This window comes from Actinoplanes sp. NPDC049668, assembly GCF_044465445.1.
Classification (GTDB): domain Bacteria; phylum Actinomycetota; class Actinomycetes; order Mycobacteriales; family Micromonosporaceae; genus Actinoplanes.
This window is the reverse complement of sequence record NZ_JBITLR010000006.1, coordinates 136,934-162,334: the sequence shown is the minus strand read 5'-3', so window position 1 is coordinate 162,334 and position 25,401 is coordinate 136,934. Positions and strand designations below refer to the sequence as shown.

Sequence of the window (25,401 nt, the reverse complement as noted above, 5' to 3'; positions counted from 1 at the left end):
CTAGGCGCCGATGACCTCTTCGGACAGACGCTCGTTGGCGACTGTCGAGATCTTGATGCCGAAGATGAAGATGTCGGCGATCCGGTTGTTGATGAAGTCGTCGCGCTCGTGGCCCTCGATCGCGTCGAGCAGCAGCGCCGTCAGCTTGGTCAGGTGCAGGGTGAAGTGCCGCAGCTGGGCGTACTTGGGCATGCCGGCGACGTCCGGGTGGTAGACCATGTCGTGCCCAAGCTGCGCCCGCTGTAGCTCCAGCAGGGTTTTGCTGACCCGGACGGCGTCGCCGCCGTCGAAGGCGCCCCCGCCCGCCAGCGGGTGCCGGGACTCCAGCATGTCGAGGCGTTCGGCGTACCGCTGGCGCAGGTCGGCACCGGAGGCCGCGGCGAGTCGCCATCCCATGGCGCGCAGTTCGGCGGCGGCGCCGAGCAGTTTCGCCCGGTCGACCTGTTCATTGTGTTCGGCGCGATCACAATGGCGGGCCAGCTCGGCCGCCGTACGGATCAGGACCGGGAGCTCGGCTTGGAGCGCCAAATCGCCATTGACTGACACGTCTGACATTATTCGCCTAAGAGTGAGGTTTACGACTCAACTTTGCGGATGTCCGGGGGAGTACCACTCGGCTGAATTACCGGGCGGCGCGGCGGTCGATCGCCTCCGCCCACGCGACCGCGACGGCGGCCACCTGAATCAGCTCGTTCCGGAGGTCACCCGGCTCCGCCTCGGCCGCGGCCTCGGCGACCTCCTCGAGCAGGATGTGCCGCCAGCTCAGGCTCCCGGTCTCGGCCGCCTGCTCGCACTCCTTGCGGGCCAGCGCCGCGTCCGCCGCGTGCCAGTGCCCGGTGCCGTCGGGGTGGTTCTGCTGGCCCCAGCGCTCGTCCTGGCGCCGGCGCTCGGCCGCGACCTCGGTCAGCACGGCGGCAAGACCTTCACCGATTACCTGAGACGCCACGACACGAACTCCTTCTCGCCGTAACTCCCCCACCTGGGGAGAACGAATGGTAAACCCCTTCCGCCGCATCGCGGTTACTTCGTCGCCCACATGAGACTGCGAAAGGCGCCCCACCAGCAGAGCCGGCGGGGCGCCTTTACGTGCAGACAATGATCAGCAGTACGTCGACTGCTTACCGATGACCTTGTAGGGGCAGTCCGCCGCCTCGGCGAGGAGCAGCACCGCCTCCTTGTTGCGGGTGGTCTCGCGGGTGATCACGCTGGCCGGCGGGTAGAAGCCGCCCGCCGACGAACTGGTCGGGTACATCTCGAAGACGTACCCGAAGATCTTGTGCTGTCCCCACAGCCAGTCGAGCGAGTCACCGTCGGTGATGTAAAGGTCGCTGGACTGCTGCGGCGTGTACCGGTTCGTCGCCGCCAGCTGCCGGCCGAGCGTCGCGAACGTGTTGTTCTGGTCGGCGGTCATGCCGGTCCCGGTGTCGGCCGTGGTGTGACCGAACGGCCACAGCACCAGCTCGGAGTAGGTGTGGAAGTCGATCGCGGCCTTGATCTGCTGCACGCCGCCGACGACCCGGCTGTTGACGAAGTCGCGGATGACCCGGGTCTCCGGCGCGGAGAACGCCGCGGTGCCGCGGTAGGTGTCCGACGAGGTGCTGCCGGACGAGCCGCCGCAGCAGCCCCACCGGTAGCCGTAGTTGCGGTTCAGGTCCGTGCCGACGTACGAGGAACCGGAGTTGGGCTGACGGTTCTTGCGCCACGAGCGGTAGCTGCCGGTCGCGACGTCGTACTCCGAGCCGTCCGGGTTCACCGACGGGATGATCCAGATCTCGCGGCTGTTGACCACGTTGCGGATCCGGGTGTCGGTCGCGTAGTTGTCGGCGTACAGGTGGAGCAGGTAGACGGCCATCTCCACGGTGAGGTGCTCACGGGCGTGGTGGTTGGCGTCGTAGAGGACCTCGGGCTCGCTCTCGTCGGTGCCGACGTTGTCGGAGATCTTCACGGCGACGATGTTGCGGCCCTGGTAGGTCTGGCCGAGCACTCGCTTGCTCGCGATCGCCGGGTACCGCGCCACGATCGCGTCGACCTCGGCGACCATCTCGGCGTAGTTGTGGTAGGCGGCGTCCCGGGAGGGGAAGTCCAGGGTGGACACGTCCTCGGTCGGCAGCGGCACCGTGACGGCGTTGACCGTGAAGCCGAGCGCGCGCAGGGCCTTCACCTCGCTGCCGGTCGCGGTGATCTCCACGATCGAGTGCTCGGCGCCGTTGATGGCCGCGCCGGTGCTCGCGATCGCGTTGCGCTGGGCGAGGGTTCGCACGTCGTAGACCTCGTACTGCGCCGAGGTGTCCGCGCGCGCGACCGCCGTGGCGGGCGGCGAGGCGGCGGATGCGGCGATCAGGGCCAGGCCGACCGTTGCGGCAGAGACCAGGGCATTGAGGCGTCGTCGTCTCATGAACGACCTCCGGGGGGTGTCAGAGGGGTTCGGGCCCCGTCACTGCACCACTCGGAATCGATGTTTGGCAATGAATTCGGCCTCGGCCGACCATGCCAAAGTGCCCCCTACCTCGGCGTGATGACCGCCGAGCGCAGGTCAGGAGGCCTTCTTGCCCTCACCGTTCTCGGCGGATCCCGCGGCGGCGTGGCCGGAGCCGGCGGCGCGATCGTCCGCGGCGCGGTCACCCGCGGCGGCCGCCGCCTCGTCGCCGGCGAGGGCCGCGCGCAGCCGCCGCTTCTCCGCCTGGCGGCGCTCCGCGACCGAGCCGAGCTGCTCGGCCATCTCGTTGCGCCACTTGGCCAGCAGGAAATAGGAGAACGCCGCCGAGGCGACCAGCGCGATCATCGCCTTGACCAGGAAGTTCAGCGGGACCGGCAGCAGCAGCGCGAACACGACGACGAAGAGGCCGATGCGGCCGAGCGTGTACTTGACGGCGGGACTCATTTTTCGAACTCCTGTCAGCCCGCGCGGTGGCTCAGCCACCGGAGGCCGTAGAACCAGATCAGGCAGTAGACGACGGTCAGGCCGAGCGCGCCGACCGCGCCGCTGACCAGCGGCGGGAAGACGGTGGCGGCGAGGCCCGCGAGGGTCATTCCGACCGCGACGCCGAAGCCCGCGCCCAGCCCGGCGACCACGAACCGGTACGCGCCGTGGCGGGCCGCGCGGAACTCCTCGGTGAACAACCACACCGGCAGGATCAGCGCGAGCCAGCCGCTGGAGTCGCCGAACTCGAACGCCTCGGCCAGCGACATGACCGCCTCGAAGACGAGCAGGACCACGACGCCGGTGACGAGGCCGGCGAAGGCCACACCGAGCAGGTCGCCGATGGTCACCAGGCGTCCGTCGGCGTCGCGGCGGGGGCGGCGCTCATTTCTGGTCTCGGCCATAACAACGAGAGGGTACGCCGAGGCGCCCGCTCCCTACGCCCAGACCTGCTGCGGCTCGCTGCGGCGCTCCGCGAGCGGGGTCGGCTTGGCGTACTCCCGGACGACCTCGTAGCGGGTGTTGCGCTCGACGGGCTGGAAACCCGCGTCCCAGATGATGTTGAGCAGGTCGTCGCGGTGCATCGTGGTCGGCGTGCCGTAGTCGTCGGCGTCGTGGGTGATCTTGTACTCGACGACCGAGCCGTCCAGGTCGTCGGCGCCGAAGTTCAGCGAGAGCTGAGCCACCGACAGCCCGTGCATGACCCAGAAGTTCTTCAGGTGCGGCACGTTGTCGAACATCAGCCGGGAGACCGCGAACGTGCGCAGCGACTCGGCCGGCGAGGCCATCGTGGTGCGGGCCTGGATCCGGTTACGGATCTTTCCGTCCGCCGAGTCGACGAAGTCGTGCTGGTAGCGAAGCGGAATGAAGACCGCGAAACCACCCGTCTCGTCCTGCAGCTCGCGCAGGCGCATGACGTGGTCGACGCGGTGCCGCGGCTCCTCGATGTGGCCGTACAGCATGGTCGCGGGGGTCTTCATGCCCTTGGAGTGCGCGAGCCGGTGAATCCGGGACCAGTCCTCCCAGTGGCAGGCGTGGTCGACGATGTGCTGGCGGACCTCCCAGTCGAAGATCTCCGCGCCGCCGCCGGTCAGCGACTCCAGCCCGGCGTCCATCAGCTCGTCGAGGATCTCGGTGGCCGGCAGGCCGCTGATCTTCTCGAACCACTGGACCTCGGTCGCCGTGAAGCACTTGAGCTTGACGTTGGGCAGCGCCGCCTTCAGCTCGCGCAGCACCTTGGGGTAGTAGCGCCAGGGCAGCGTGGGGTGCAGGCCATTGACGATGTGCAATTCTGTGAGTTGTTCATCTTCCATCTCCTTGGCCTTGCGAACGGCCTCGTCGATGCGCATGGTGTATGCGTCCTTCTCGCCCGGCTTGCGCTGGAAAGAGCAGTACGCACAGCTTGCGGAGCATACGTTGGTGAGGTTGAGATGGCGGTTGACGTTGAACATCACCCGGTCGGCGTTCATCTCAGTCCGCTTGTGATGCGCCAGCCGGCCGAGCCAGGCGAGATCGTCGGACTCGTAGAGGGCGACGCCGTCCGCACGGGTCAGCCGCTCCCCCGCGTAGACCTTGGCCTCCAGCTCACGCTTCAGTCCGACGTCCATGTGTGCCCCTCTCGCATCGCTCACCGCCGAGCCTACGTCCTGCCACCGGCGGCGATGGGAGCGCGGCGGCTTCGGGGCGGCGCGGATCACGTAGTCGGGCATACGATTCTCAGGCTCCTCTCAACTGGAATCGATCGACAACGGTGCACGAATTGGGGTAAGAACCTAGAAGGACGACGCGGACCGGGGAGCGCACGTTGACGAATTGGCAGCACGGCCGAGGAGGCTCGCGGCGAACGCGCCCATGGTGGCGCCCGCTGGCGTACTCCGCCGCGACCGCCGCCGCCATCGCCATGTTGTTCAATCCGCTGCCGGCCTCCGCCGCACCGGGGACACCGCCCGCGGTGCCCGACGCCGGCTCCCGGCCGCTGCCGCTCGGCACGGTCACGATGCCGGGGCAGACGGGCCTCACGCCGACCACGACGACGCCGATCGTCTCCACCGGCGTCGCGATGACCCCGCTGTACGCCAAGGTCGAAAAGGGCCGGGACGAGCTCGCCACCCTCGGTGAGAAGCTGACCCGTACCAAGGAGGACTTCGACCTCGCCACCCAGCAGCTGACGACCGCCGATCAGAAGGTCGCGCAGACCTCGGTCACGCTCGCGGCGGCCCAGCAGGAGGCCGCGGACGCCGCGGCCGCAGCCGTGCGTGACGCCGCCGCCATGCCGCCCGGCACCATCGGCTCCGGCCTGGAGGATCTCGACTCGCTCGCCCGGATCAACCGCGGCGACTCCGCCACCGAGCAGGCCGCCGGCCGGCAGCTCGCGATCGCGCAGGACGCCAACACGGGCGCGCTCGCCGAGCAGCAGTCGGTGCGGGCGCACCTCGACCTGGTCACCGTCGACCGCAACAAGCTGCAGGCCGAGGTCGACAAGAAGTCGGCCGCACAGCAGAAGCTCGAGCAGAAGCACGCCGACGAGGTCCGCGCCGCCGACGCCGCTCAGGCGGCCCGCGACGCCCAGGCCGGCGCGGGCTACCTCGGCGGCGAGAACGCCGGCCGCGGCGCCGACCCGCGGGCCATCGCCGCGCTGACCTTCGCCCTGGCCCAGCGCGGAGACCCGTACGTCTGGTCCGAGGAGGGCCCGGACGAATACGACTGCTCCGGCCTGATGTACGCGGCCTACCGCTCGAACGCCGCGGGCAACTTCCCGCTGACCCGGGTGTCGAAGGACCAGTACTACCAGACCCGCGCCAAGGCCGTTGACCGCTACTCGCTGCTCCCGGGCGACCTGCTCTTCTTCAGCTCGAACAGCAGCTGGACGGGCATCCACCACGTCGCGATGTACGCGGGCGAGGGCATGATGGTCGAGGCGCCGCGGACCGGCCTCAACGTCCGCCTGACCCCGGTCCGCTGGACCCGGCTCTTCGGCGCGACCCGCATCTACGGCTCGATCGAGGGCGAGGTCGAGGGCCCGGTGCTCCCCGACCCGGACCCGGAGACGCCGAGCGACAACCCGCCGACGACGAAGCCGCCGACCACCAAGCCGACGACGAAGCCGCCGACGACCCCGCCGACGACGAAGCCGACCACGAAACCGACCACAAAGCCGCCGACGCCCTCGACGGACCCGACGACCCCCAGCACGCCGCCGACGAACCCGGACCCGGACCCGACCGGGACCCAGTCGGCCGCGCCGACGCCGACCGGGTCCGCGGCGCAGTCCTCGGACAGTTCGCCGTCGCAGTCGCAGGGCAGCTCTTCGTCGGCGTCAGCGGCGGCCGCCTCGAAGTCGGCCGCGCCTTCGTCCGGGTCCTCGGGGTCGGCATCGGCCTCCGCCTCGAGCGACGGCGACTGACCCGGTTTCGCGATCTTCGGCGCGGGGAAACGCCTAACCGCTGGATGCGCTTATGTGCGCTGATATGGCACCGTAGTCAGCAGCGCCCGGCCCCACCTGCCCGGCGTTCGGTATTTGGCGTCGTCACGCGGGTGACGGCGATCGGGAGGATCCATGGACGAGCAGCAGGCGAAACCGGACAGCGACGGCGGGAAGCCGCACGCTGCGCGGACGCCCGCGAGCAGCGCCGGGCCTCAGAACGATCAGGGATACGAGCCGCCACCGCCGCCCGCACCCGGTGCCCTGTGGGCTCCGGCCGCCGCGAGCACCCCCTCCGCCCCGTCCGGCAAGGCCGCGGCGAGCGTCGCCGTGCCGGCTGCGTCGGTGAGCTCCCCTCCCGCCGCCACGGCCTCGGCGTCCGTGAGCTCTCCGCCCGCCACCAGCGGTTCGACCGGTGGCGCCGCCCGACCGGTTTCCGTTCCGCCCGGCGCCAACGCCGCCCGCGCCGCCGTGCCCGGCTCGATCGATCCGGCCGCCGCCCGCGCCGCCACCTGGCCCAGCGGCCAGGCCAAGGTCTACGGCGCCCGCAGCTCGGACCAGGTCGCCGAAAAGCCGGCCGCCGACAAGCCGACCGCCGACGACAAGCCGGCTACCACCGAAAAGCCGGCCGGCGCCGCCGAAAAGCTGGCCGCCGTTCTCGCCGCCGAAAAGCCCGCTGCCGCCGCTGAAAAGCCGGTCGAGGCGGACAAGCCCGCGGCCCCGGCAGTGCCCCAGGAGGCCGGCAAGCCGGCCGGTGTCAGCTGGATGAGCGTCGCCGAGAAGCGTCAGGCCGCGCCGGAACCGGATCTGCCCGAGCCCTCGACCCCGGAGCCGCCGAAGCCGGCGCCGCCCAAGCCCGAGCCCACCCGGCCCGAGCCCGCACCGCTGCCGACGCCGACGCCGACCCCGCCGCTGCCTCCGCCGCCGGTGCCCGCGCCGAGCCCGGCCCCTCCCGGCCCAGTTCCGCCCGGCCCGGGACCCAGCCCGGTGCCACCCGGACCCGGTCCTACGCCCGTGCCGCCCGGACCCGGCCCTTCGCCCGTGCCGCCCGGCCCGGGACCCGACCCCGTCCCGCCGGGACCCGGCCCCTCACCCGTGCCCGGCCCGCCGCCGGCTCCGTTCCCCGGCCCGCCGGTGATCCCCGCGGCCGGCAGCGCCCTGCCGGCGTACACGATGCCGCCCTCGGCCGGTTCCGCCGCCGCGGGCGGACCCATCCACGTGGGCGGCGGTGCCCAGCACGACCACCAGCCCCGCAGCGGTTCGACTCCGTACGGGTTAGGCGCATCGGGCGGTGCCGGGCAGCCGTTCGGCGGATCGGCCGCGCAGGCCGGCAGCGCCCCGACACGGCCGACGACGTATGGGTCGGGATCCGGACAGCAGCCGGCCGCCGTGCCGCAGCAGCGGATGCAGGGCACCGTCTACGGCGGCCTCGCCGACTACGCGCCGGCCGACATGACCATGCCCGTGAGCACCAACCCGGTCGAGAATTCCGGCTCGCTGACCGGCCACATCCTGGCGCAGGGCTGGCGCGACGGACCCGACACCCAGCGGCAGAGCAACGTCAAGGTGATCATCGCGATGCTCGTGGTGCTGCTCCTGCTGGTCGGCGTCAGCCTGGCCTTCCTCTTCACCGTCGGCGACGCCTTCAGCGACATGATCGGTGGCGTTTTCAAGGATTAGGTTGTCGGAATCCGCCCGGCCCCCTAAGCTGGCGAGGTTGCGCCGAAGGGTGAGCCTGCCCACTACCGGCGCGGAATGCGGGCGATGTCGACCACGTTGACCCGTACACTGATGGAAGTAATTGACCTGGCGTGCCCTCAAGGGGCACGCCACGGGCGTTCTTGCGGTCATTTCAGCGGCCGGCTGTTCGTAGCCGCGGCGGGCCATTCGCGAGCATGCGCCCCCGTAGAGAGGTTCTCTTGACCACTTTCGCTGACCCCAGCACGTTCCCGTCCGTCTTCGAAGTCCCCACCGAGGCGGCCGAAACCCCCAGTACCGACGCCATCGAGGCCGCGCAGGAGACCCCCGCCGCCGCCGAGGTGGAGCTGACCGAGACGGTCGTCGTTCCGACCTTCGCCGAGCTGGGTCTGCCCGCCGAGCTCGTCCGCGTGCTCAGCCGCGAGGGCATCAACACCCCGTTCGAGATCCAGGCCGCCACCATGCCCGACGCCCTCGCGGGCCGGGACGTGCTCGGCCGTGGACAGACCGGCTCCGGCAAGACGCTGGCGTTCGGCCTGCCGCTGCTCGCCCGGGTCGCCAAGGGCGGCCGCGCGCTGCCGCACCAGCCGAAGGCCCTGATCCTGGTGCCGACCCGCGAGCTGGCCATGCAGGTCGCCGACGCGCTGATGCCGCTCGGCCGCTCCGTCGGCGTCTTCCTGAAGACCGCCGTCGGCGGCGTGCCCTACGACCGGCAGATGGACGCGCTGCGGCGCGGCGTCGAGGTCATCGTGGCCACCCCGGGCCGCCTCGGCGACCTGATCGAGCGCGGCGCCTGCAAGCTCGACGCCGTCGAGGTCACCGTCCTGGACGAGGCCGACCAGATGGCCGACATGGGCTTCCTGCCCGAGGTCACCGAGCTGCTCGCCAAGACCCCGGCCGACGCGCAGCGGCTGCTCTTCTCGGCGACGCTCGACGGCGACGTCGACGCGCTGGTCAAGCGGTTCATGAACGACCCGGTCACGCACTCGACGGCGCCGGCCGAGGCGAGCGTGTCCACGATGGAGCACCACATGCTCCTGATCCCGCCGCACGACAAGTTCCCGATCACCGCCTCGATCGCCAACCGGGACGGCAAGACGATCGTCTTCGCCCGTACCCAGATGGGCGTCGACCGGCTGGTCGACCAGCTCGCGGCGGTCGGCGTCCGGGCCGGGGCGCTGCACGGCGGCAAGACCCAGCGGGTCCGCACCCGCACGCTGGCCGAGTTCAAGGAGGGCCGGACGAACGTGCTGGTCGCCACGGACGTCGCGGCCCGCGGCATCCACGTGGACGGCATCTCGCTGGTCATGCACGTCGACCCGCCGAAGGACCCGAAGGACTACCTGCACCGCGCCGGCCGTACGGCCCGCGCGGGCGAGTCCGGCGCGGTCGTGACGCTGGTCCTCCCGAAGCAGCGCCGCACCACGGCCTCGATGATGCTGAAGGCGGGCGTCACGCCGGCCGAGTTCCGGGTGCGCCTGGGCGACGAGCAGCTCGCCAAGGTCACCGGCGCCCGCGAGCCCAGCGGCGTCCCGGTGCGGCTCGAGCCCGAGCCGCGCGAGCGCGGCGACCGGCCGCGTCGTTTCGGCGACCGCCCGCAGCGCGGCGGCTACGGCGACCGGCCCCGCAGCGGCGGCTACGGCGACCGGCCGCAGCGCAGCGGCGGCGGCGACCAGCGTTCGTTCGGCGACCGCCCCCGCAGCACCTTCGGCGGCGGCGAGCGCACCTACGGCGACCGCCCGCGCGGCGGCGAGCAGCGCTCGTTCGGCGACCGTCCGGCGCGCCCCTACGGCGACCGCCCGACCGGCGACCGCGGATACGGCGACCGTCCCACCGGCGGCGGATACAGCGACCGTCCCACCGGCGGCGGCGACCGCGGGTATGGCGCCCGGCCCACGGGCGGCGGCGACCGCTCCTACGGTGACCGGCCCGCCGGCGGCGGCGACCAGCGTTCGTTCGGCGACCGGCCGGCGCGCAACTACGGCGACCGTCCCGGTGGCTTCCGGCGCGAGGGCGGCCGCAACGACCGCTACTCGACCGGTCGTCCGGCACACACCCACTGATCGACCGCCGTTTGACAAGGCCCCTGGCGCTCCCCCGCCGGGGGCCTTTCGGCGTTTGCGGCCCGGCTCAGACCTGGTCGCGGATCCAGGCGACGCAGGCCTTGTCGACGGTCGCGAACGGCTTGCCGAACGCCTCCCAGGAGGCGGGCTCGAGGTCGCGGTCCTCCCGGAGATAGAGCCGGACGAAGTCGAAGAGCGCCCGCTGGCCGTACTTGCGGGCCATGCAGTCGGCGGCGAAGTGGCCTAGCCCGTAGAACGCGTCGCTGGCGTCCGGGCTGGCGTCGCCGGCCAGGGCCCGGGCCGCGATCGACTTGGGCCGCTTGCTGCTCTGCACCACGGAGCGCACGCTCGAGCGCCGCCAGCTGGCGGTCGCGGGCTTGGGGTACCAGCCGATGTACTCGGCGATGCCCTCCTCCAGCCACATGTCGCCGCCGTCGCCGGAGCGCTCGGCGCCGCCGAGCGTCACGACGTGGCCCAGCTCGTGCTGGATCGTGCTCGCCATGACCGTCGAGTTGTTCTTCACCTGGGCGACGTTGACGACCACGTCGCTGCCCGCCTCGTTGAGCGGCATCGCGTACGCGATCACCCAGTCGTCGTTGACGCCGCCGTACCAGCTCTTCCACTGCTTGGCGCCGGCCAGGTAGATCCGGTACTTCTTCTGCGGGTTGCCGATCATGCCCGCGAAGCGGTCGTTGACGGCCGCGGCTTTCTCGGCGACCGGCATGATCCGCTTGAAGTACTTCCGCTCGCTGCTGCTGCCGATCAGCGTCACCCGCTTGCCCTGCTGGAAGACCAGCTCGCCGGACTCCCACGGGGTCGGCTGCTGCTCCGCGCGGCTCTTCTTCACGCTCACGGCGGTGATCAGCCACTTGCCGCCGACGGACTTGAAGGTCAGCTCCTGCTTGATCCAGGGTCGGCCCTCGGAGCCCTCGTCGGGGCATCGGTCGGTGCTGAAGCAGTACTCGGTGTGCGTGGTCAGGGCGATCGTGCCGTTCTTGCCGCTCTTCGTGTCCGAGCTGGTGTGGTATTCGAAGCGGCTGACGCCCAGCGCCCGCAGCGACTTGTACATCGAGTGGTACTTCGTCCGCAGCTTGGACTGGCTCGGGTCCAGGGCGGCGATCCAGCCCTTCTCCTCGCCGCGCAGCAGGGCCTCCGACTGGGCCTTCAGCGTGGCGTCGGCCGCCTCGTGCGGCGTCTGCGGCTTGGCCTTCGGCTTGTCCGTCGCGGCGGCGCCCTCGGCCAGCGCGTCACGGGCGGCGACGACGTAGGCGAAGCCGGCGCCGACGCAGAGCACCGCGACGAGCGCCAGCACGCCGCCGACCAGCAGGGCGGTGCTTCCCCGGCGCCGGGGCGGCGGGGGCGGCGGCAGCGGAATGCCGGGCGCCAGGACCATCGGCGGCAGCTGGCCGAACCCGACGGGCATGCGCTGGTGCGGGATCAGTGGGCCGGGTGGTGCGACCGGGTAGTCCTGCGGGGCTGGGTATTCTTCGGCGTCGCGCACTGTGCTCCTTGAGCCCGAAGCGAACCCGAGTCCCGTTCGCTACCGTCTTGATTTTCGCAGGTTCCCGCGCGCGACGCTGCCCCCGGTTTTTACGAGCCCGGCCACCGCCCCGTCGCCAGGAAGGCGTCGATGGCGGCGCGGTACGGCTCGAGGTCCAGGCCCTGCCGCGCCACCCAGGCGTCCGAGTAGTACGTGTCCGCGTACCGCTCGCCGCCATCGCAGATCAGGGTGACCACCGATCCGGTACGCCCGGCCGCCAGCATCTCGGCGATCAGGGCGAACGCGCCCCACAGGTTCGTACCGGTCGAGCCGCCGACGCGGCGGCCGAGCACCGCCGAGCCGGACCGCATCGCCGCCAGGGACGCGGCGTCGGGCACCGCCATCATCCGGTCCACGACCGCGGGCTGGAAGGACGCCTCGACCCGGGGCCGGCCGATGCCCTCGATCCGCGAGCCCCGGCCGGTCGAGAGCGTCCAGTCGCGGGCCACGTAGGCGGGCCAGAACGCCGAGCCCTCCGGGTCGACGACGCAGAGCCGGGTGGGGTACCGCCGGTAGCGGGCGAACCGCCCGATCGTCGCGCTGGTGCCGCCGGTGCCGGCTCCGACGACGATCCACGCCGGTACGGGATGCCGCTCGAGTGACAGCTGCGCATAGATGGACTCGGCGATGTTGTTGTTGCCCCGCCAATCAGTGGCCCGCTCGGCGTGGGTGAACTGGTCCATGAAGTGGCCGCCGAGGTCGGCGGCGAGGGCGCGCGCCGTCGCGACGACGGCCGTCGGGTCGTCCACCAGGTGGCACTTGCCGCCCTGGAACTCGATCAGCGAGATCTTCTCGGGCGACGTGCTCGCCGGCATGACCGCGATGAACTCGAGCCCGAGCATCCTGGCGAAGTAGGCCTCGCTGACCGCTGTCGACCCGGAGGACGCCTCGACGACCGGGGTCTTGGGGCCGATCCAGCCGTTGCAGAGGGCGTACAGGAAGAGCGAGCGGGCCAGGCGGTGCTTGAGCGACCCGGTGGGGTGCGAGGACTCGTCCTTGAGGTAGAGGTCGATGCCCCAGGACCGCGGCAGCGGAAACGGCAGCAGGTGGGTGTCGGCGGAGCGGTTGGCGTCCGCCTCCACCAGCGCGATGGCGACGCGTTCCCATTCGCGGGCTGCGTCGTCGCAGCGGTCGAGCTGTTCCATGGTTCAACCTACCGCCGGATCGAGGCCCGGCTGCGGTCGGTTCTCCCACTTGGTGGAGAGCGCGATCGCCGTGCGCGTCGAGGCGACACCCGGCGTGCGGTTGATCCGGACGATCAGCTGCTCGAGCTTGGCGATGGTGCCGACCCGGACCGTGAGCTGGTACGACTCGACGCCGGCCATGAAATAGCAGGATTCGATCTCGGGCATCACCCGCAGCGCGGCGAGCACGTCGTCGGTGTCGGCGCCGGAGTCCTCGACGATCCCGATGAGCGCGGTCACGCCGAGCCCGATCGCATCATGATCGATCTCGGCCCGGTATGCCCGGATCGTCCCGGCAGCCTCCAGCTTACCGACCCGCTCGTGCACGGCGGGTGCCGAGAGGCCCACCTGCCGGGCCAATTCGGCGTACGACGAGCGGGCGTTGTCCCGCAGCAGGTCGATCAGGCGCAGGTCGATGGCGTCCATGGGTTCAGAGGTTAGTGCGACACGTCCGGGTACCTCACGCCCGGTAGCGAGCGCGGATGCCTTGGCGGGCGCAAGGATAATGGTCAACGTCGCAATCGGGGCTTTTTCCGCATTTCAACGACTTGCTGTTTTTGGCGATGCTCTAATGGCACTACGTCCCGATCGAGCACGCCGACACTCACCGTGACCACCGGCGCTCCAACACGACGCGAGGAGAGGGCCGTGGACACAGGAGATCGACTGCTTACGCCTGGGGAGGTGGCCGCGCTGTTCCGGGTGGATCCGAAGACGGTCACACGCTGGGCGGCCGCCGGACGTATCGGCAGCATCCGTACTCCGGGTGGCCACCGCCGGTTCCGCGAATCAGAGGTGCGCGCTCTGCTCGAGGGCGACGGAGTGGTCGAGGAAATGCGCGAGGACGACGCCGCGAACCGACCGCGCAACGGCGGCCCGGCGAACCCGGGCACCAGTTACGGACCGCCGAACGGACTGCGCTGAAGCTTCGCATAGGGCATTAATACCCCATTAAAGGCAGCTAGTCCTGGCGTCCGGACCCGAGATCACCGGTCCAGCGGGTAAAAAGCTCATGGGGTACGCCGAGAGCGTCGAGTACCTTGCCCGCCACGAAGTCCACCAGCTGCCCCGCGGTCGCCCGCGCGCCGGCGCCGTAGAAGCCCGGGCTGGCGGGCAGAACCACCGCCCCGGCGTCGTGCAGGGCGATCAGATGCTCGAGATGGCTCCGGGTCACCGGCGTCTCCCGCGGCACGATCACCGTTCGCCGGCGCTCCTTGAGGTTGACCTCGGCGGCCCGCTGCAGCAGATCCTTGGAGAGCCCGATCGCGATGCCCGCGCACGCGGCCGTACTGGCGGGCACGACGGCCATCCCCCGCGCCGGATACGAGCCGCTGCTCGGACCGGCCGCCAGGTCACCCGCCGGCCAGTAGGCCAGATCGCCCAGCTCCCGGCCCAGCCAGGCCGCGACGTCGTCCTTCCAGTGCGCGTCCCGTACGGTCGCGCCCGTCTCGTCCAGCAGGGTCAGCCGGGCGGCCCTGGAGACCATCAGGTCCACCGGCTCGCCCGCGTCCAGCAGCGCCCGGATGACGGCCCTCGCATAGGGCGTTCCGGAGGCTCCCGAGACGCCGACGATCCAGGGGGTCCGCATCTCGGCCTACCGCAGGAACAGGTCTAGGACGGCGAAGACGAACAGCGCGATGCCCACGAAGCCGTTCGCCGTGAAGAACGCCCGGTTGACCTTGGAGAGGTCGTCGGGCGTGACGACGACGTGCTGATAGCCGAACGCCACAGCGGTCAGCGCCAGCCCCACCCACCACAGCCAGCCGAGGCCGACAAGCTGTCCGAACCAGACGAAGAGGGCGAACGTCACCACGTGGGTCGCGGTCGAGATGTGCAGCGCGGTGCGTACCCCGAAGCGCGCCGGCGTCGAGTGCACGCCGATCCGCCGGTCGACCTCGACGTCCTGGCAGGCGTAGATGATGTCGAAGCCGCCGATCCAGAGCCCGACCGCGACGCCGAGCACCCACGCGGGGCCGGAGCCGGCGAAGGTGCCGGTGACCGCGAGCCAGGCGCCGACCGGCGCGACGGCCTGCGCGAGCGCCAGCACGTAGTGCGGGAAGTTCGTGAACCGCTTCGCGTAGGGATAGACGATCAGCGGGATCACCGCGAGCGGCGACAGCACCAGGCAGAGCGGGTTCAGCAGGCCCGCGGCCAGGAACAACACGACCAGGGAGATGGCCGCGCCGGTCCAGGCCGTGCGGACGCTCACCGCGCCGGTGACCAGCTCACGATTGGCCGTACGCGGATTCTGCGCGTCGATCCTGCGGTCCAGGATCCGGTTGGCCGCCATGGCGAACGTGCGCCCGGACACCATCGCGATCGTGATCAGCAACAGGTCGACCCAGTGCACCCCCGTGCCCTCGCGGTCCATCGCGACCAGCGCCGACAGGTACGCGAACGGCAGCGCGAAGACGGAGTGTTCGATGGCCACCAGGCGCAGGAAGGCCTTGACCCGGCCCGGCTGCTCCGGTGCGGACGCGACGGCGGTCACGAGATCCCGTACTCCTTCCAGCGCTTGTCCACCAGGGCGGTCACCTCGGGTGCCATGGTCATCTCCTCCGGCCAGCCCCGGGTGTAGCCCTCCGCAGGCAGCTTACGGGTGGCGTCCAGGCCCGCCTTGCCGCCCCAGAACTGCTGGTAGGAGGCGTGGTCGAGGTGATCGACGGGTCCCTGGGTCACCAGCAGGTCGCGGTCGTAGTCGACGTTGCCGAACGCCCGGAACGCGACCTCGTGGTAGTCGTGCACGTCGCAGTCCTCGTCGACGACCACGATCAGCTTGGTGAGCGACATCAGGTGCGCGCCCCAGATCGCGTTCATGATCTTCTGCGCGTGCTTCGGGTACCGCTTGCGGATCGAGACGATCACGCAGTTGTGGAAGACGCCCGCGGCCGGCATGTCGTAGTCGACGATGTCCGGGATCAGCATCTTGAGCAGCGGCCGGAAGATCCGCTCGGTGGCCTTGCCCAGGCCGTGGTCCTCCTGCGGCGGCTTCGACGTGACGATCGAGTGGTAGATCGGCTGCTTGCGCATCGTCATGCACTCGATGTGCAGCACCGGGAAGGGCTCGACCGGGGTGTAGAAGCCGGTGTGGTCGCCGAACGGCCCCTCGGGCATCCGCTCGCCCGGCTCGAGGTAGCCCTCGAGCACGACCTGCGCCTGCGCCGGGACCTGCAGCGGCACGGTCAGGCAGTCGACCATCTCGACCCGCTCCCCGCGCAGGAAGCCCGCGAACAGGTACTCGTCGATGTCGCCCGGCAGCGGGGCGCTGGCCGCGTAGCTGACCACCGGGTCGCAGCCGATCGCGATCGCGACGGGCAGCCGCTCGCCGCGCCGCTCGGCGACCGCGTGGTGCGCGGTCGAGTCCTTGTGGATCTGCCAGTGCATGCCGAGCGTGTTCTTCGAGTGCTGCTGCAGCCGGTAGAGGCCGAGGTTGCGCTTGCCGGTCTCCGGGTGCTTGGTGTGCGTCAGCCCGTAGTTGTGGAAGATGCCGCCGTCGCCGGGCCAGACCCGCAGGCCGGGCAGCTTGTTCAGGTCCACCTCGTCGCCCTTGAGCACGACCTCCTGGCAGGGCGCGCTCTTGACCTTGCGAGGCGGTACCGACTTGAGCTGCAACACCTTGCCGATGCCCTCGCGGATGCCGGACCAGCCGACCGGCAGCTCGGGCTGGATCAGCGAGCCGATCCGGTCGCCGACCTCGTCGAGCGAGTCGACGCCGAGCGCCATGGCCATCCGCTTCTCCGTGCCGAAGAGGTTGACGACGATCGGCATCTCGCCGCGGGTCGGGCGCTCGAAGAGCAGGGCCGGCCCGCCGGCGCGGACGGTGCGGGTGACCACCTCGCTGATCTCCAGCGTCGGATCGACCGGCACGCCGACCCGGCGCAGTTCGCCGGCCTGTTCCAGGGCGGTGATGAAGCTTTGCAGGTCGTGGTACGGAAAGCCCTTCGAAGCCATGAACCCAGTCTCGCACCACGGGACGGGCAGTGATCACCGGGCGGGAACCGTCACCGGAAGATCTGCTCCGGCGTTGAGCCAGCGATTCGTTATCGGGCTGGGCAGGGCGAGGTGGGCGACGTGAATTTCCGGTCCGTGGCGCGGTGGAGCGCCCTCGGCGGCCTGGTCACGGCCCTCACCCTTGCCGCGCCGGCCGCGTCGCACCGCCGCTACCTGCTGCCGGCGTGCCCGGCGGGTGCGGCGTCGACCACACCGCCGACGGGGCCGGCCGGACGGGACGCGCCCGGCGCCTGCCGGGCGACCGGGCCGATCCTCGAGTCCGCGGTGCGGCTCGACACGATGCGCTCCAGCGCCACCCCGAGCGGCTACCACCACCTGGGTGCGGGCACCGCCGGCGAGTGGCGCGGCGTCTCCGGCCGCATCTCGATCGTGGACGGTGGGGTCCGGCCGAACACGTACGACTTCGTGGCCGGCCGCTTCATGGTCAAGCGCGACATGGGCGGCGGCAGCATCGCCTGGCTGGAGGCCGGCTGGGCCGAGACCGGCTGGGCGGGCGCCGGCCGGCAGCACATCTACACGTTCAACACCAACACGAAGACCTGGCAGTTCTACGACCAGTACCAGCTCAGGCCGGGCGACCGGGCCTGGCTGGACCTGCACACGGACGCGGACAACGTGTGGCAGGCGTGGCTCTGGTGGAACGACCGCTGGAACCTGCTCACCGCGCAGCGGCTGCCGATCGGCGCGAGCGCGTACGTCGAGCAGTACGTGGAGGTGCACGTCGACTCGAGCCGGGCGGCACGGGTGCCGGTTCCGCCGGTGACCGTGGACAACGTGCAGCTGCGGGCGACGGGCGACGGCGCGCCGCGCTACTGGCGCGAGGACGTCGCCACCCAGATCGGCGGCACGGCCCAGCAGCGCTCCGCCGGCTTCTGCCTGGACTGGGTGACCCAGTACGACACCTGGCGGGCCGGGGACTGCCCGGGCGGCATCGGTGGCGGTCTCGGCGACGGCCTGGTGGCCGACCCGCTCCCGGCGACCTCCGGCAGCGCGGTCGTCGTGTCGGATCCGGAGCCGGCGGCCTCCGCCGGCGCGGACGCCGTGGCGGAGCCGGCGGCCTCACCCAGCCCGAACGTCGTCGGAAACCTCCTCGGCCCGGTGCTGGGAAGCTGAGCGACACTCTGCGTATCGGACCGGGCGGGACGTATCACACCGCGGAGTCGGGGATACGACACTCGGACACACCCGTCATGGCTACCGGAAATTTTCCGCAACAGTCTCACTTCAAGAACGCGACACCTCACCCTGAGTGACATTCGGTTGCGCTATTCGGGATTAGACCTTCATGATGACTTTACCGTTCAAAGACGCCATAGCGGACCCACGCAGCCTGTCTTGATCAGCCCCGAAACAGCACGACACTCAAGTGTCCGAGATGGCGAAATAGAGCGTGCAACCGGCACCACGGTTCATTGACATTGCGAGTTAGCCCTGGTGGAGACGTTTCCCGAAGCGATTGAGTGGCCGACGACGCGTGCAATTACGAGACGCCGACTCCTTTATCAAACCCACTCACGGGTAGGCCCCTTGGTAAATAAACTTCACCGTGACTCCCGCATGCAACTTGCATCTACAGGCCACCCTTAACCCTCGCAATGTGACGACGGAGAGTGGTGGAATACGTCGACGCCCTGGGGCACAATCAATCTCGACTATGCGACCTGCTCAACCATCACGTCGCATCAGCTCGCCGGCTCCAGGCCCGAGATCACGTCATTCCCACCACTTGCCGAAAGAGGCTCATCGGTGACTTGCAGTTACATTGACCACAGACCGGCGTCGCAACCCGGACGGCCGGTGTGATGACCCGCGCAGCCGACGGACCGGGCGGGACCCGCGGCGGCCGGCACCGGGCCGAGTGCTCCACCCCCGGAACGCAGACCGATCCGGCCGGCACGACGGGCCGCCCGTCGAACGCCGCCCTCGCCCGCGAGCACGAGCTGGCGCGGATGCGGGCCAAGCTGATGGACCCGGAGACCGCCGCCCGGGAGCTGGCCGAGCGGCTGACGTTCGCGCACGTGAACGCGGGCAAGCCGGCGCTGGGCGCGCTGGGCGAGGCCGTGCACTACAGCAAGGCGACGCTGTCCAAGGTGTTCGCCGGCAAGATGGTGCCGTCCTGGCCGCTGGTCGAGAACCTCGCCGTCGCGCTGCGGGTGCCGCCGCAGACCGTCGTGCAGGAGTGGCTGCATCTCTGGACCGCCGCCAACACCCTGCGCCGCGGCCCGGACCCGGCCGCGCCCGGCACCGCGGAGACCGAGTCGACCCGGACCGGCTACACCTGCCCGAAGTGCGGTAGCTGGGTGGTCGACACGGCCCTGCACACCGCATGGCACATGCAGATCGAACCGTCCGGCCGGGCCGCGCCGGCGCGCGAGTCGATCGGCGGCTGGAACGCGGAGTCCCACGAGATCAGCCTGATCCAGGAGGCGCTGGCGCCCGAGGCCGAGTGAACCCAGGCCCCGGCGTCAGCCGGCGTTGGCGTAGGAGTGCAGACCCTCGAAGAACAGGTTGACGCCGAAGAGATTCATCAGCATGGTCGCGAACCCCACGAGCGCGATCCAGGTCGCCGTCGTGCGCTTGACGCTCGGGGTCGCGCGGGCGTGCAGGTAGGCCGCGTAGACCACCCACGAGATGAACGCCCAGACCTCCTTGGGGTCCCAGCCCCAGTAGCGGCCCCACGACGCCTCGGCCCACAGCGGGCCGGCGATCAACGCACCGAACGTGAAGAGCGGGAACGCGAACGCGTGCAGGCGGAACGTCAGCCGCTCGAGCGTCGCGGCGGCCGGAACCTTGGCGCCCAGCGGGTACGGGAAGCGGCGCTTGCCCTGGTCGTGGCCCGCCTTGATGAGGAACATCGCCGCCGGCACCGCACCGATCAGGAAGATGCCGGAGGACAGGATGATCGTCGAGACGTGCACGATGTACCAGTACGAGTTCAGCGCCGGCACCAGCGGGCCGACCGGCGTGTAGGCGATCAGTCCGGCCGCGCCGAGCAGCACCACCAGCGCGAGCATCGCGAACAGGCCCAGGTGCCGGACCGCGGGCCGGCGGGTCAGCACGCCCAGCCAGACCGCGGAGCCGACGAGCGTCACCGCGAGGATGAACTCGTACATGTTGCCCCACGGCATGCGGTCGGCGGCGAGGCCGCGGGTCACCGTGGCGCCCAGGTGCAGGGCGAAGGCCAGCCAGTTGATCCCGACGCCGATGAGGCCGAACAGGACGCCCCGGTCGCGCCGCGGCGGCGCCCCGGTCGTGGCGTCGTCCGCGGGCGGTTCGACCGGCGCGCCGGCGCCGACCAGCTGCCGGGCCGGGCGCGTGGCGGCGCGGCCGATGTGGCTGCGGTCGCCGAACGCGTACTCGGCCGCGTAGCAGATCATCGCGGCCAGGTACGCCACCACGGTCAGCGCCATCAACTGGTTGGACCAATCCGCCATCACGGCGTCCTCTCATCCCGCACCGCGGCCACGATCTGCTCGAACTCCTCGGCGAAGCCCGGATAGTCGGTGCGTGGCAGGCCACCGGCCTCCATCAAACTACCGCCGCCGCCCGGCTCGGACGCCTCAGGGTGCGAGACCCGGAACCACACCCGGCGGCGATGCCCGGCCAGCGACAGCATCAGCCCCAGCAGGCCGACGGCCGCGCCGCCGAGCACCAGCGGCTGGGTGGGGTCGTAGCGGACCGCGAGGGTGGCGAACTGCAGGGTGCCGAGGAACTCGAGCTTGCTGCCGTCGTCCAGCGTCCACGACTGGCCGGCCGTCAACCGCTGCGGCCGCTCGCCGCTGACCTGCTTGAGCTGGCCGTTGGCGAGCTGCCCGCGGTCCAGCGCGTACACCGACCCGGGCAGCCCGGCGTCGACGCCCAGATTGCCCCGGTACGCCGTCAGGAACAGCGCCGGCGAGCGCTCCGCCGGGAACACCGACGTCGGGCCGCCGTGCGGGTCGACCGTCGGCAGGTAGACGCCCTCGAACGCGACCTGCAGGTCCTCGTCCCGCTTGTTCGTCTTCGGGTCGATGTTGACGTCCGGGAACTGGACGACGCCCTCGCTGGTCAGCATCTGGTCGCGGGGCAGGAACGGCACGGTCTTGGTCTGCTGCTCGCCGTAGCGGTCCGTGTAGCGCAGCACCGGCGCGTAGCCGTGACCCAGCAGGTGCACGTTGGCCTGCGACAGGCGCAACGGATGGTTGACCGTGAACTCCGTCGGTCGCCACGGCCCGTCCTGCTCGGTCTGCACGTCGACGTGCGCGCCGAACGACCTGGGCATGCCGCCGTCCTGGTAGCTCGCGGAGAAGTCGGTCAGCCGCAGGCAGAAGTACGGCAGGTCCGACGCGTCGATGCGCGGGCCGAGCGAGGACTCGTCGTACTGCGTCACCGAGTTGCAGAAGCCCCGGTCGGCGCCCTGCACCAGCAGGCGGTTGCCGTGCCAGCCGTACCAGTGGCCGAAGCCGACCCCGACCAGCACCGCGAGCAGCGCGAAGTGGAAGAGCAGGTTGCCGGTCTCCTTGAGGTGGCCCTTCTCGGCGGAGACCGTCCAGGTACCGTCCGGCCGCTCGCGCACGACCGTGCGGAAGCGCCGGCGGCGCAGGATCGCCGCCGCCGCGGCGGCAGCGGCGGCCGGGTCGTCCGGTCCCGCGACCTGCGCCGCATGCTGCGGCAGCCGCTCCAGGCGGCGAGGAGCGTCCGGGGGTACGGTGCGCAGCGCGCGCAGGTGTTCGAGCAGGCGCGGCACCACGCAGCCCACCAGCGACGTGAACAGCAGCAGGTAGATGGCCGCGAACCAGGGCGAGGCGTAGACGTCGAACCCGCCGAGCCGGTCCAGGAACGGCGCCAGGTCGGGGTGATCGCGGAAGTAGCCGGCGACGTTCTCCGCGTTGACCGCGCGCTGCGGCAGCACCGAGCCCGGAATCGCCGCGACGGCCAGCAGGAAGAGCAGGACCAGCGCCGTACGCATGCTGGTGAGCTGCCGCCACGAGTTGCGCAGCAGGGCCCAGGCCCGCCAGGGCCGGCGCGGCGGCTCGGCGGCGGGCGCCGGGCGCTCTTCGACCACCGTCACAGCAGGGTCCCCGCGTCGAAGTTGAAGGTGGTCACCAGCCAGATCAGGAACGTGTTCCAGCCGCCGGTGACCAGGGCGATCCCGACGCCGATGAGCAGCGCCCCGCCGATCCGGGTCACCCACCGGCTGTTGCGCCGGACCGCCTTGAAGACGCCGAGCAGCCGCCGGAAGAAGAGCCCGAACAGCACGAACGGAATGCCAAGGCCCAGGCTGTACGCCAGGGCGAGCACCACCGCGCGGTCGGTCTGCCCGCTGGTGGTCGCCAGGCCGAGGACCGCGCCGAGCGTCGGCCCGGTGCACGGCAGCCAGGAGAGGCCGAAGAGCGCGCCGAGCAGCGGCGCGCCGGCCAGGCCGGCGTTCGGCAACCAGGTGATCCGGGCCTGCCCCTGCGTGCCGGGCAGCACGCCGAGGAACATCAGGCCGAGCACGATCACCAGCACGCCCAGCACGACGTTCAGGGCACGCTCGTGGGTCTTGAGCGCCAGGCCGATGTTCGCGACCAGCGTGGCGAGCAGCATGAAGACGACCGCGAAGCCGACCACGAACAGGACGGTCCCGGCGAGCACCCGGCCCCGGCCGGCCCTGACCCGCGGCGGCCTGGTCGCCACCGCGACGGATCCGCCCGCGGGCTCCGGCTTCGGCGCGACGCCCAGCGCGGCGTCGAGGTCCGCGCCCGCCAGCCCGGTCACGTAGGACAGGTAGCCCGGCATCAGCGGGAGCACGCACGGCGACAGGAAGCTGACCAGCCCGGCGATCGCGGCGGCGCCGATGGCCAGCAGCAGCGGCCCGCTGCTCGCCGCGTCGGCGAAGGTCTCGCCCATCAGCCGTTCCGTTCGGCGGCGATCCGCTCGACCAGCGGCTGCAGCTCGCCGACCGTCGTGGCCCGCCGCATGCCGGCCGCGATCCGGCCCTGCCGGTCCAGGATCAGCGTCGCCGGGGTGCCGACCTGGGTCACGTCGAACTTCAGCGCGACGCTGCCGTCGTCGTCGAAGATGCTCGGGTAGGTGACCCGGCCGCGCTCGAACGCCTTCGCCGAGTCCCGGTCGTCGCGCGAGTTGACCCCGATGAAGGTCACGTTCTTGTCCCTGGTCGCCTGGTATGTCCGCTCGAGGTCGTCCGCCTCGGCGCGGCACGGGTTGCACCACGAGCCCCAGAAGTTGACGACGACGACCTTGCCACGGTCCTGCGACACGTCGTAAGTGCCGCCGGCGAGCAGCTCACCGGTGACCTCGCGGGCCTCCGGGCGCTTGTCCGGGGTGCACTCGATCACGCCCTCGGCGTTCGTCGTGCACTGCTTCTCCCAGCTCTCACTTCCGCAGCCGGCCAGCGCGCCGGCCGCCAGAACGGCCACCAGTGCGCTCGTTGCGACCAGCCGGCGCGGCATCACGCCCCCTTGGCGGTGCGGGCGCTCGGCGACATCGCGATGAGGGCGGCGGCGGGCTCGGCGTACTCGATCCCGACGATCTTCGCGTCCTCGAAGACGAAGGACGTCAGGCTGGCCAGGCCGCACTGGCGGCGGCGCGGGTCGTGCCAGAGGCGCTTCTTCTCCACGTACCGGCGCAGGGTCCAGATCGGCAGCTGGTGCGAGACGCAGACGGCCTCGTGCCCCTCGGCCGCGACCCGGGCGGCCTGCACCGCCGCGAACATCCGCTGCGCGATGACCAGGTATGCCTCGCCCCAGGACGGGGTGATCGGGTCGCGCAGCACCCACCAGTGACGCGGATTGGTGAACGCGCCGTCGCCGACCGACACCTTCTTGCCCTCGAAGTAGTTCGCGCTCTCGATCAGCCGGGTGTCGGTCGCCGTCTCCAGCCCGAACTGGGCCGCGAAGGGCTCGGCCGTCTCCTGCGCGCGCTCCAGCGGGCTCGCCACCACGTGGGTGATGTCGCGGTCGGCGAGCGCCTCGGTGGCGGCCTTCGCCATCTGCACGCCCAGCTCCGACAGGTGGAAGTCGGGTAGCCGGCCGTACAGAATCTTGGCCGGGTTGAAGACCTCGCCGTGCCGCAGCACGTGCACCGTCGTCCTGGTCGGCTTGCTCATGCCTTCTCCCCCGATGCCGCTGCCGCGGCCGCCCGCGCCGCCGCCGGCAGCGCCGCGCCGATCTGCTCCAACGCGGCGTCGTCCAACGCCGTCGACACGAACCACGACTCGAACGCGCTCGGCGGCAGGTAGACGCCGCGGGAGAGCATCTCGTGGAAGAACGCCTTGAACGCGGCCGTGTCCTGCTTCTTCGCCGAGTCGTAGTCCACCACGTCGGCGTCCGCGAAGAAGATCGAGAACATGTTGCCGGCGAACGACAGCCGGTGCGGCACGCCCGCGGTGTTCAGCGCGTCCGACGTGAGGGCGCCGATGGTCGCGGAGAGCTCGTCCAGCCGCTTGTACACCGCGTCGTCGGCGAGCCGCAGGCTGGTCAGGCCGGCCGCGCAGGCCAGCGGGTTACCGGAGAGCGTGCCGGCCTGGTAGACCGGCCCGGCCGGCGCCAGCCGGGACATGATCTCGGTGCGGCCGCCGAAGGCCGCGGCGGGCAGACCCCCACCCATGACCTTCCCGTACGTGAACAGGTCGGCGTCGACGGGCTCGAGCCCCGCCCAGCCCCCGGCGGAGACCCGGAACCCGGTCATCACCTCGTCGACGATGAGCAGCGCACCGTGGGCGTGCGCGATCTCGGCGATCCGCTGGTTGAACCCGTCGCGCGGCGCGATCACGCCCATGTTGCCGGCCGCCGCCTCGGTGATCACCGCGGCGATGTCGTCGTTCTCCCGGAACGCGGCCTCGACGGCGGCGACGTCGTTGTAGGGCACCACGATGGTCTCGCTCGCCGCCGCCCCGGTCACCCCGGGCGAGTCGGGCAGCCCCAGGGTCGCGACGCCGGAGCCGGCCGCGGCAAGCAGCGCGTCGACGTGCCCGTGGTAACAGCCGGCGAACTTCACGATCTTGCTGCGCCCGGTGAAGCCCCGGGCCAGGCGGATCGCGGTCATCGTCGCCTCGGTGCCCGAGCTGACCAGGCGCACCTGCTCGACCGGCGTACGCCGGACGATCTCCTCGGCCAGCTCGACCTCGCCCTCGGTCGGCGTGCCGAAGCTGGTCCCGCGCGCGGCCGCGGCCTGCACGGCGGCGACGATCTCCGGATGCGCGTGCCCGTGGATCAGCGGCCCCCACGAGCAGACCAGGTCCACGTAGCGGCGCCCGTCGGCGTCGACCATCCACGGGCCCTCGCCGAGCGCCATGAACCGGGGCGTCCCGCCGACGGCCTGGAACGCACGCACGGGTGAATTGACCCCGCCGGGAACGATGGCCTTGGCGCGGTCGAACAGTGCCTGGGAGACCGGGGCCTCGTCCGGGTACGGACTGCCCGCGGTGCGGTATGAGGTGGTCACGGTGGATCCTATTCTGTCAGCGCCGTCCGGCGACCGCCTTAGCAGCCCCGGACCAGGGTTGTACAGGTCACGATCGGGGCCCGGGCGCGCCGCACCGGACCGTGTCCCACAAGCCTGGTTTCTCCTCTCGCGATAGG

The 25,401-nt window shown here is 71.1% G+C and carries 23 protein-coding genes and 1 pseudogene; 6 read left to right on the top strand and 18 right to left on the bottom strand.

From position 1 onward, the window contains the following. From ACIBSW_RS25415 to mqnE, 6 genes and pseudogenes are all read right to left on the bottom strand, one after another. The gene (locus ACIBSW_RS25415) at positions 1-546 is read right to left on the bottom strand and encodes a hypothetical protein (RefSeq protein WP_354724534.1); all 546 of its coding nucleotides are present in this window, start codon (positions 544-546) and stop codon (positions 1-3) included. A gap of 76 nt (positions 547-622) precedes the next feature. Next, positions 623-946: a hypothetical protein gene (locus ACIBSW_RS25410; RefSeq protein ID WP_354724536.1), complete on the bottom strand. Its 324-nt coding sequence runs from the start codon at positions 944-946 to the stop codon at positions 623-625. A gap of 156 nt (positions 947-1,102) precedes the next feature. Then, a pseudogene (locus ACIBSW_RS25405) lies at positions 1,103-2,395 on the bottom strand (M14 family metallopeptidase); the annotation flags it as partial. Positions 2,396-2,533: 138 nt separating this feature from the next. Next, positions 2,534-2,881, bottom strand: a complete 348-nt coding sequence (locus tag ACIBSW_RS25400) for a DUF4229 domain-containing protein (protein ID WP_354724538.1) — start codon at positions 2,879-2,881, stop codon at positions 2,534-2,536. A gap of 14 nt (positions 2,882-2,895) precedes the next feature. Further along, positions 2,896-3,324: a hypothetical protein gene (locus ACIBSW_RS25395; protein ID WP_354724540.1), complete on the bottom strand. Its 429-nt coding sequence runs from the start codon at positions 3,322-3,324 to the stop codon at positions 2,896-2,898. A 33-nt stretch (positions 3,325-3,357) separates the two neighbouring features. Then, positions 3,358-4,527: an aminofutalosine synthase MqnE gene (gene mqnE / locus ACIBSW_RS25390; RefSeq protein ID WP_184998090.1), complete on the bottom strand. Its 1,170-nt coding sequence runs from the start codon at positions 4,525-4,527 to the stop codon at positions 3,358-3,360. Between the two features lie 197 nt (positions 4,528-4,724). On the opposite strand from mqnE, the gene ACIBSW_RS25385 reads away from it, so the two are divergent. The 3 genes from ACIBSW_RS25385 to ACIBSW_RS25375 all read left to right on the top strand — a co-directional run bounded on the left by ACIBSW_RS25385 (position 4,725) and on the right by ACIBSW_RS25375 (position 10,102). Beyond that, positions 4,725-6,323 (top strand): C40 family peptidase, encoded by a 1,599-nt coding sequence (locus tag ACIBSW_RS25385; protein WP_354724542.1) that lies wholly within the window; start codon positions 4,725-4,727, stop codon positions 6,321-6,323. 153 nt (positions 6,324-6,476) lie between these two features. After that, positions 6,477-8,021 (top strand): hypothetical protein, encoded by a 1,545-nt coding sequence (locus ACIBSW_RS25380; RefSeq protein ID WP_354724544.1) that lies wholly within the window; start codon positions 6,477-6,479, stop codon positions 8,019-8,021. Between the two features lie 239 nt (positions 8,022-8,260). After that, positions 8,261-10,102: a DEAD/DEAH box helicase gene (locus ACIBSW_RS25375; protein ID WP_354724546.1), complete on the top strand. Its 1,842-nt coding sequence runs from the start codon at positions 8,261-8,263 to the stop codon at positions 10,100-10,102. A gap of 67 nt (positions 10,103-10,169) precedes the next feature. Here ACIBSW_RS25375 and ACIBSW_RS25370 read toward each other — a convergent pair whose 3' ends face one another. From ACIBSW_RS25370 to ACIBSW_RS25360, 3 genes are all read right to left on the bottom strand, one after another. Further along, the gene (locus ACIBSW_RS25370) at positions 10,170-11,603 is read right to left on the bottom strand and encodes a hypothetical protein (RefSeq protein ID WP_354724548.1); all 1,434 of its coding nucleotides are present in this window, start codon (positions 11,601-11,603) and stop codon (positions 10,170-10,172) included. Positions 11,604-11,692: 89 nt separating this feature from the next. Continuing rightward, positions 11,693-12,787, bottom strand: coding sequence for a PLP-dependent cysteine synthase family protein (locus ACIBSW_RS25365; protein WP_354724550.1), 1,095 nt, complete (start codon positions 12,785-12,787; stop codon positions 11,693-11,695). A 3-nt stretch (positions 12,788-12,790) separates the two neighbouring features. Continuing rightward, complete coding sequence (locus ACIBSW_RS25360) at positions 12,791-13,252, bottom strand: Lrp/AsnC family transcriptional regulator (RefSeq protein ID WP_354724552.1); 462 nt, start codon at positions 13,250-13,252, stop codon at positions 12,791-12,793. Between the two features lie 222 nt (positions 13,253-13,474). Here ACIBSW_RS25360 and ACIBSW_RS25355 point away from each other — a divergent pair, with 222 nt between their 5' ends. After that, positions 13,475-13,750 (top strand): BldC family transcriptional regulator, encoded by a 276-nt coding sequence (locus ACIBSW_RS25355; protein ID WP_354724554.1) that lies wholly within the window; start codon positions 13,475-13,477, stop codon positions 13,748-13,750. 37 nt (positions 13,751-13,787) lie between these two features. On the opposite strand, the gene ACIBSW_RS25350 is transcribed toward ACIBSW_RS25355, so the two are convergent. From ACIBSW_RS25350 to ACIBSW_RS25340, 3 genes are read right to left on the bottom strand one after another with little or no spacing between them, the layout of a single operon-like run. Then, positions 13,788-14,414 (bottom strand): UbiX family flavin prenyltransferase, encoded by a 627-nt coding sequence (locus tag ACIBSW_RS25350; RefSeq protein WP_354724556.1) that lies wholly within the window; start codon positions 14,412-14,414, stop codon positions 13,788-13,790. A 6-nt stretch (positions 14,415-14,420) separates the two neighbouring features. Then, on the bottom strand, positions 14,421-15,317 hold the full coding sequence (gene mqnP / locus ACIBSW_RS25345) for a menaquinone biosynthesis prenyltransferase MqnP (RefSeq protein WP_354724558.1): 897 nt from the start codon (positions 15,315-15,317) through the stop codon (positions 14,421-14,423). Beyond that, positions 15,314-16,777: a menaquinone biosynthesis decarboxylase gene (locus ACIBSW_RS25340; RefSeq protein ID WP_354724560.1), complete on the bottom strand. Its 1,464-nt coding sequence runs from the start codon at positions 16,775-16,777 to the stop codon at positions 15,314-15,316. Before ACIBSW_RS25340 ends, mqnP begins: the two co-directional genes overlap by 4 nt. A 120-nt stretch (positions 16,778-16,897) precedes the next feature. On the opposite strand from ACIBSW_RS25340, the gene ACIBSW_RS25335 reads away from it, so the two are divergent. Both ACIBSW_RS25335 and ACIBSW_RS25330 read left to right on the top strand, forming a co-directional pair. Beyond that, a complete protein-coding gene (locus tag ACIBSW_RS25335; RefSeq protein ID WP_354724562.1) occupies positions 16,898-17,950 on the top strand; it encodes a hypothetical protein in 1,053 nt (350 codons plus the stop codon). A gap of 689 nt (positions 17,951-18,639) precedes the next feature. Then, complete coding sequence (locus ACIBSW_RS25330; RefSeq protein ID WP_354724564.1) at positions 18,640-19,287, top strand: helix-turn-helix domain-containing protein; 648 nt, start codon at positions 18,640-18,642, stop codon at positions 19,285-19,287. Between the two features lie 15 nt (positions 19,288-19,302). Here the strand turns inward: ACIBSW_RS25330 and ccsB are convergent, their stop codons facing one another. Genes ccsB through hemL form a run of 6 tightly spaced genes read right to left on the bottom strand, consistent with a single transcriptional unit; the run spans position 19,303 to position 25,264 of the window. Then, positions 19,303-20,271: a c-type cytochrome biogenesis protein CcsB gene (gene ccsB, locus ACIBSW_RS25325; protein ID WP_354724566.1), complete on the bottom strand. Its 969-nt coding sequence runs from the start codon at positions 20,269-20,271 to the stop codon at positions 19,303-19,305. Continuing rightward, positions 20,271-21,887 carry a cytochrome c biogenesis protein ResB gene (locus ACIBSW_RS25320; RefSeq protein WP_354724568.1) on the bottom strand — a complete coding sequence of 539 codons (1,617 nt, stop codon included), beginning with the start codon at positions 21,885-21,887 and terminating at the stop codon, positions 20,271-20,273. Before ACIBSW_RS25320 ends, ccsB begins: the two co-directional genes overlap by 1 nt. Beyond that, the gene (locus ACIBSW_RS25315) at positions 21,884-22,708 is read right to left on the bottom strand and encodes a cytochrome c biogenesis protein CcdA (RefSeq protein ID WP_354724570.1); all 825 of its coding nucleotides are present in this window, start codon (positions 22,706-22,708) and stop codon (positions 21,884-21,886) included. The genes ACIBSW_RS25320 and ACIBSW_RS25315 overlap by 4 nt, the downstream gene beginning before the upstream one ends. Beyond that, complete coding sequence (locus ACIBSW_RS25310; protein WP_354724572.1) at positions 22,708-23,271, bottom strand: TlpA disulfide reductase family protein; 564 nt, start codon at positions 23,269-23,271, stop codon at positions 22,708-22,710. The genes ACIBSW_RS25315 and ACIBSW_RS25310 overlap by 1 nt, the downstream gene beginning before the upstream one ends. Next, the gene (locus ACIBSW_RS25305) at positions 23,271-23,927 is read right to left on the bottom strand and encodes a histidine phosphatase family protein (protein ID WP_354724574.1); all 657 of its coding nucleotides are present in this window, start codon (positions 23,925-23,927) and stop codon (positions 23,271-23,273) included. Before ACIBSW_RS25305 ends, ACIBSW_RS25310 begins: the two co-directional genes overlap by 1 nt. Beyond that, the gene (gene hemL, locus ACIBSW_RS25300) at positions 23,924-25,264 is read right to left on the bottom strand and encodes a glutamate-1-semialdehyde 2,1-aminomutase (RefSeq protein ID WP_354724576.1); all 1,341 of its coding nucleotides are present in this window, start codon (positions 25,262-25,264) and stop codon (positions 23,924-23,926) included. Before hemL ends, ACIBSW_RS25305 begins: the two co-directional genes overlap by 4 nt. Positions 25,265-25,401 lie beyond the last annotated feature (137 nt).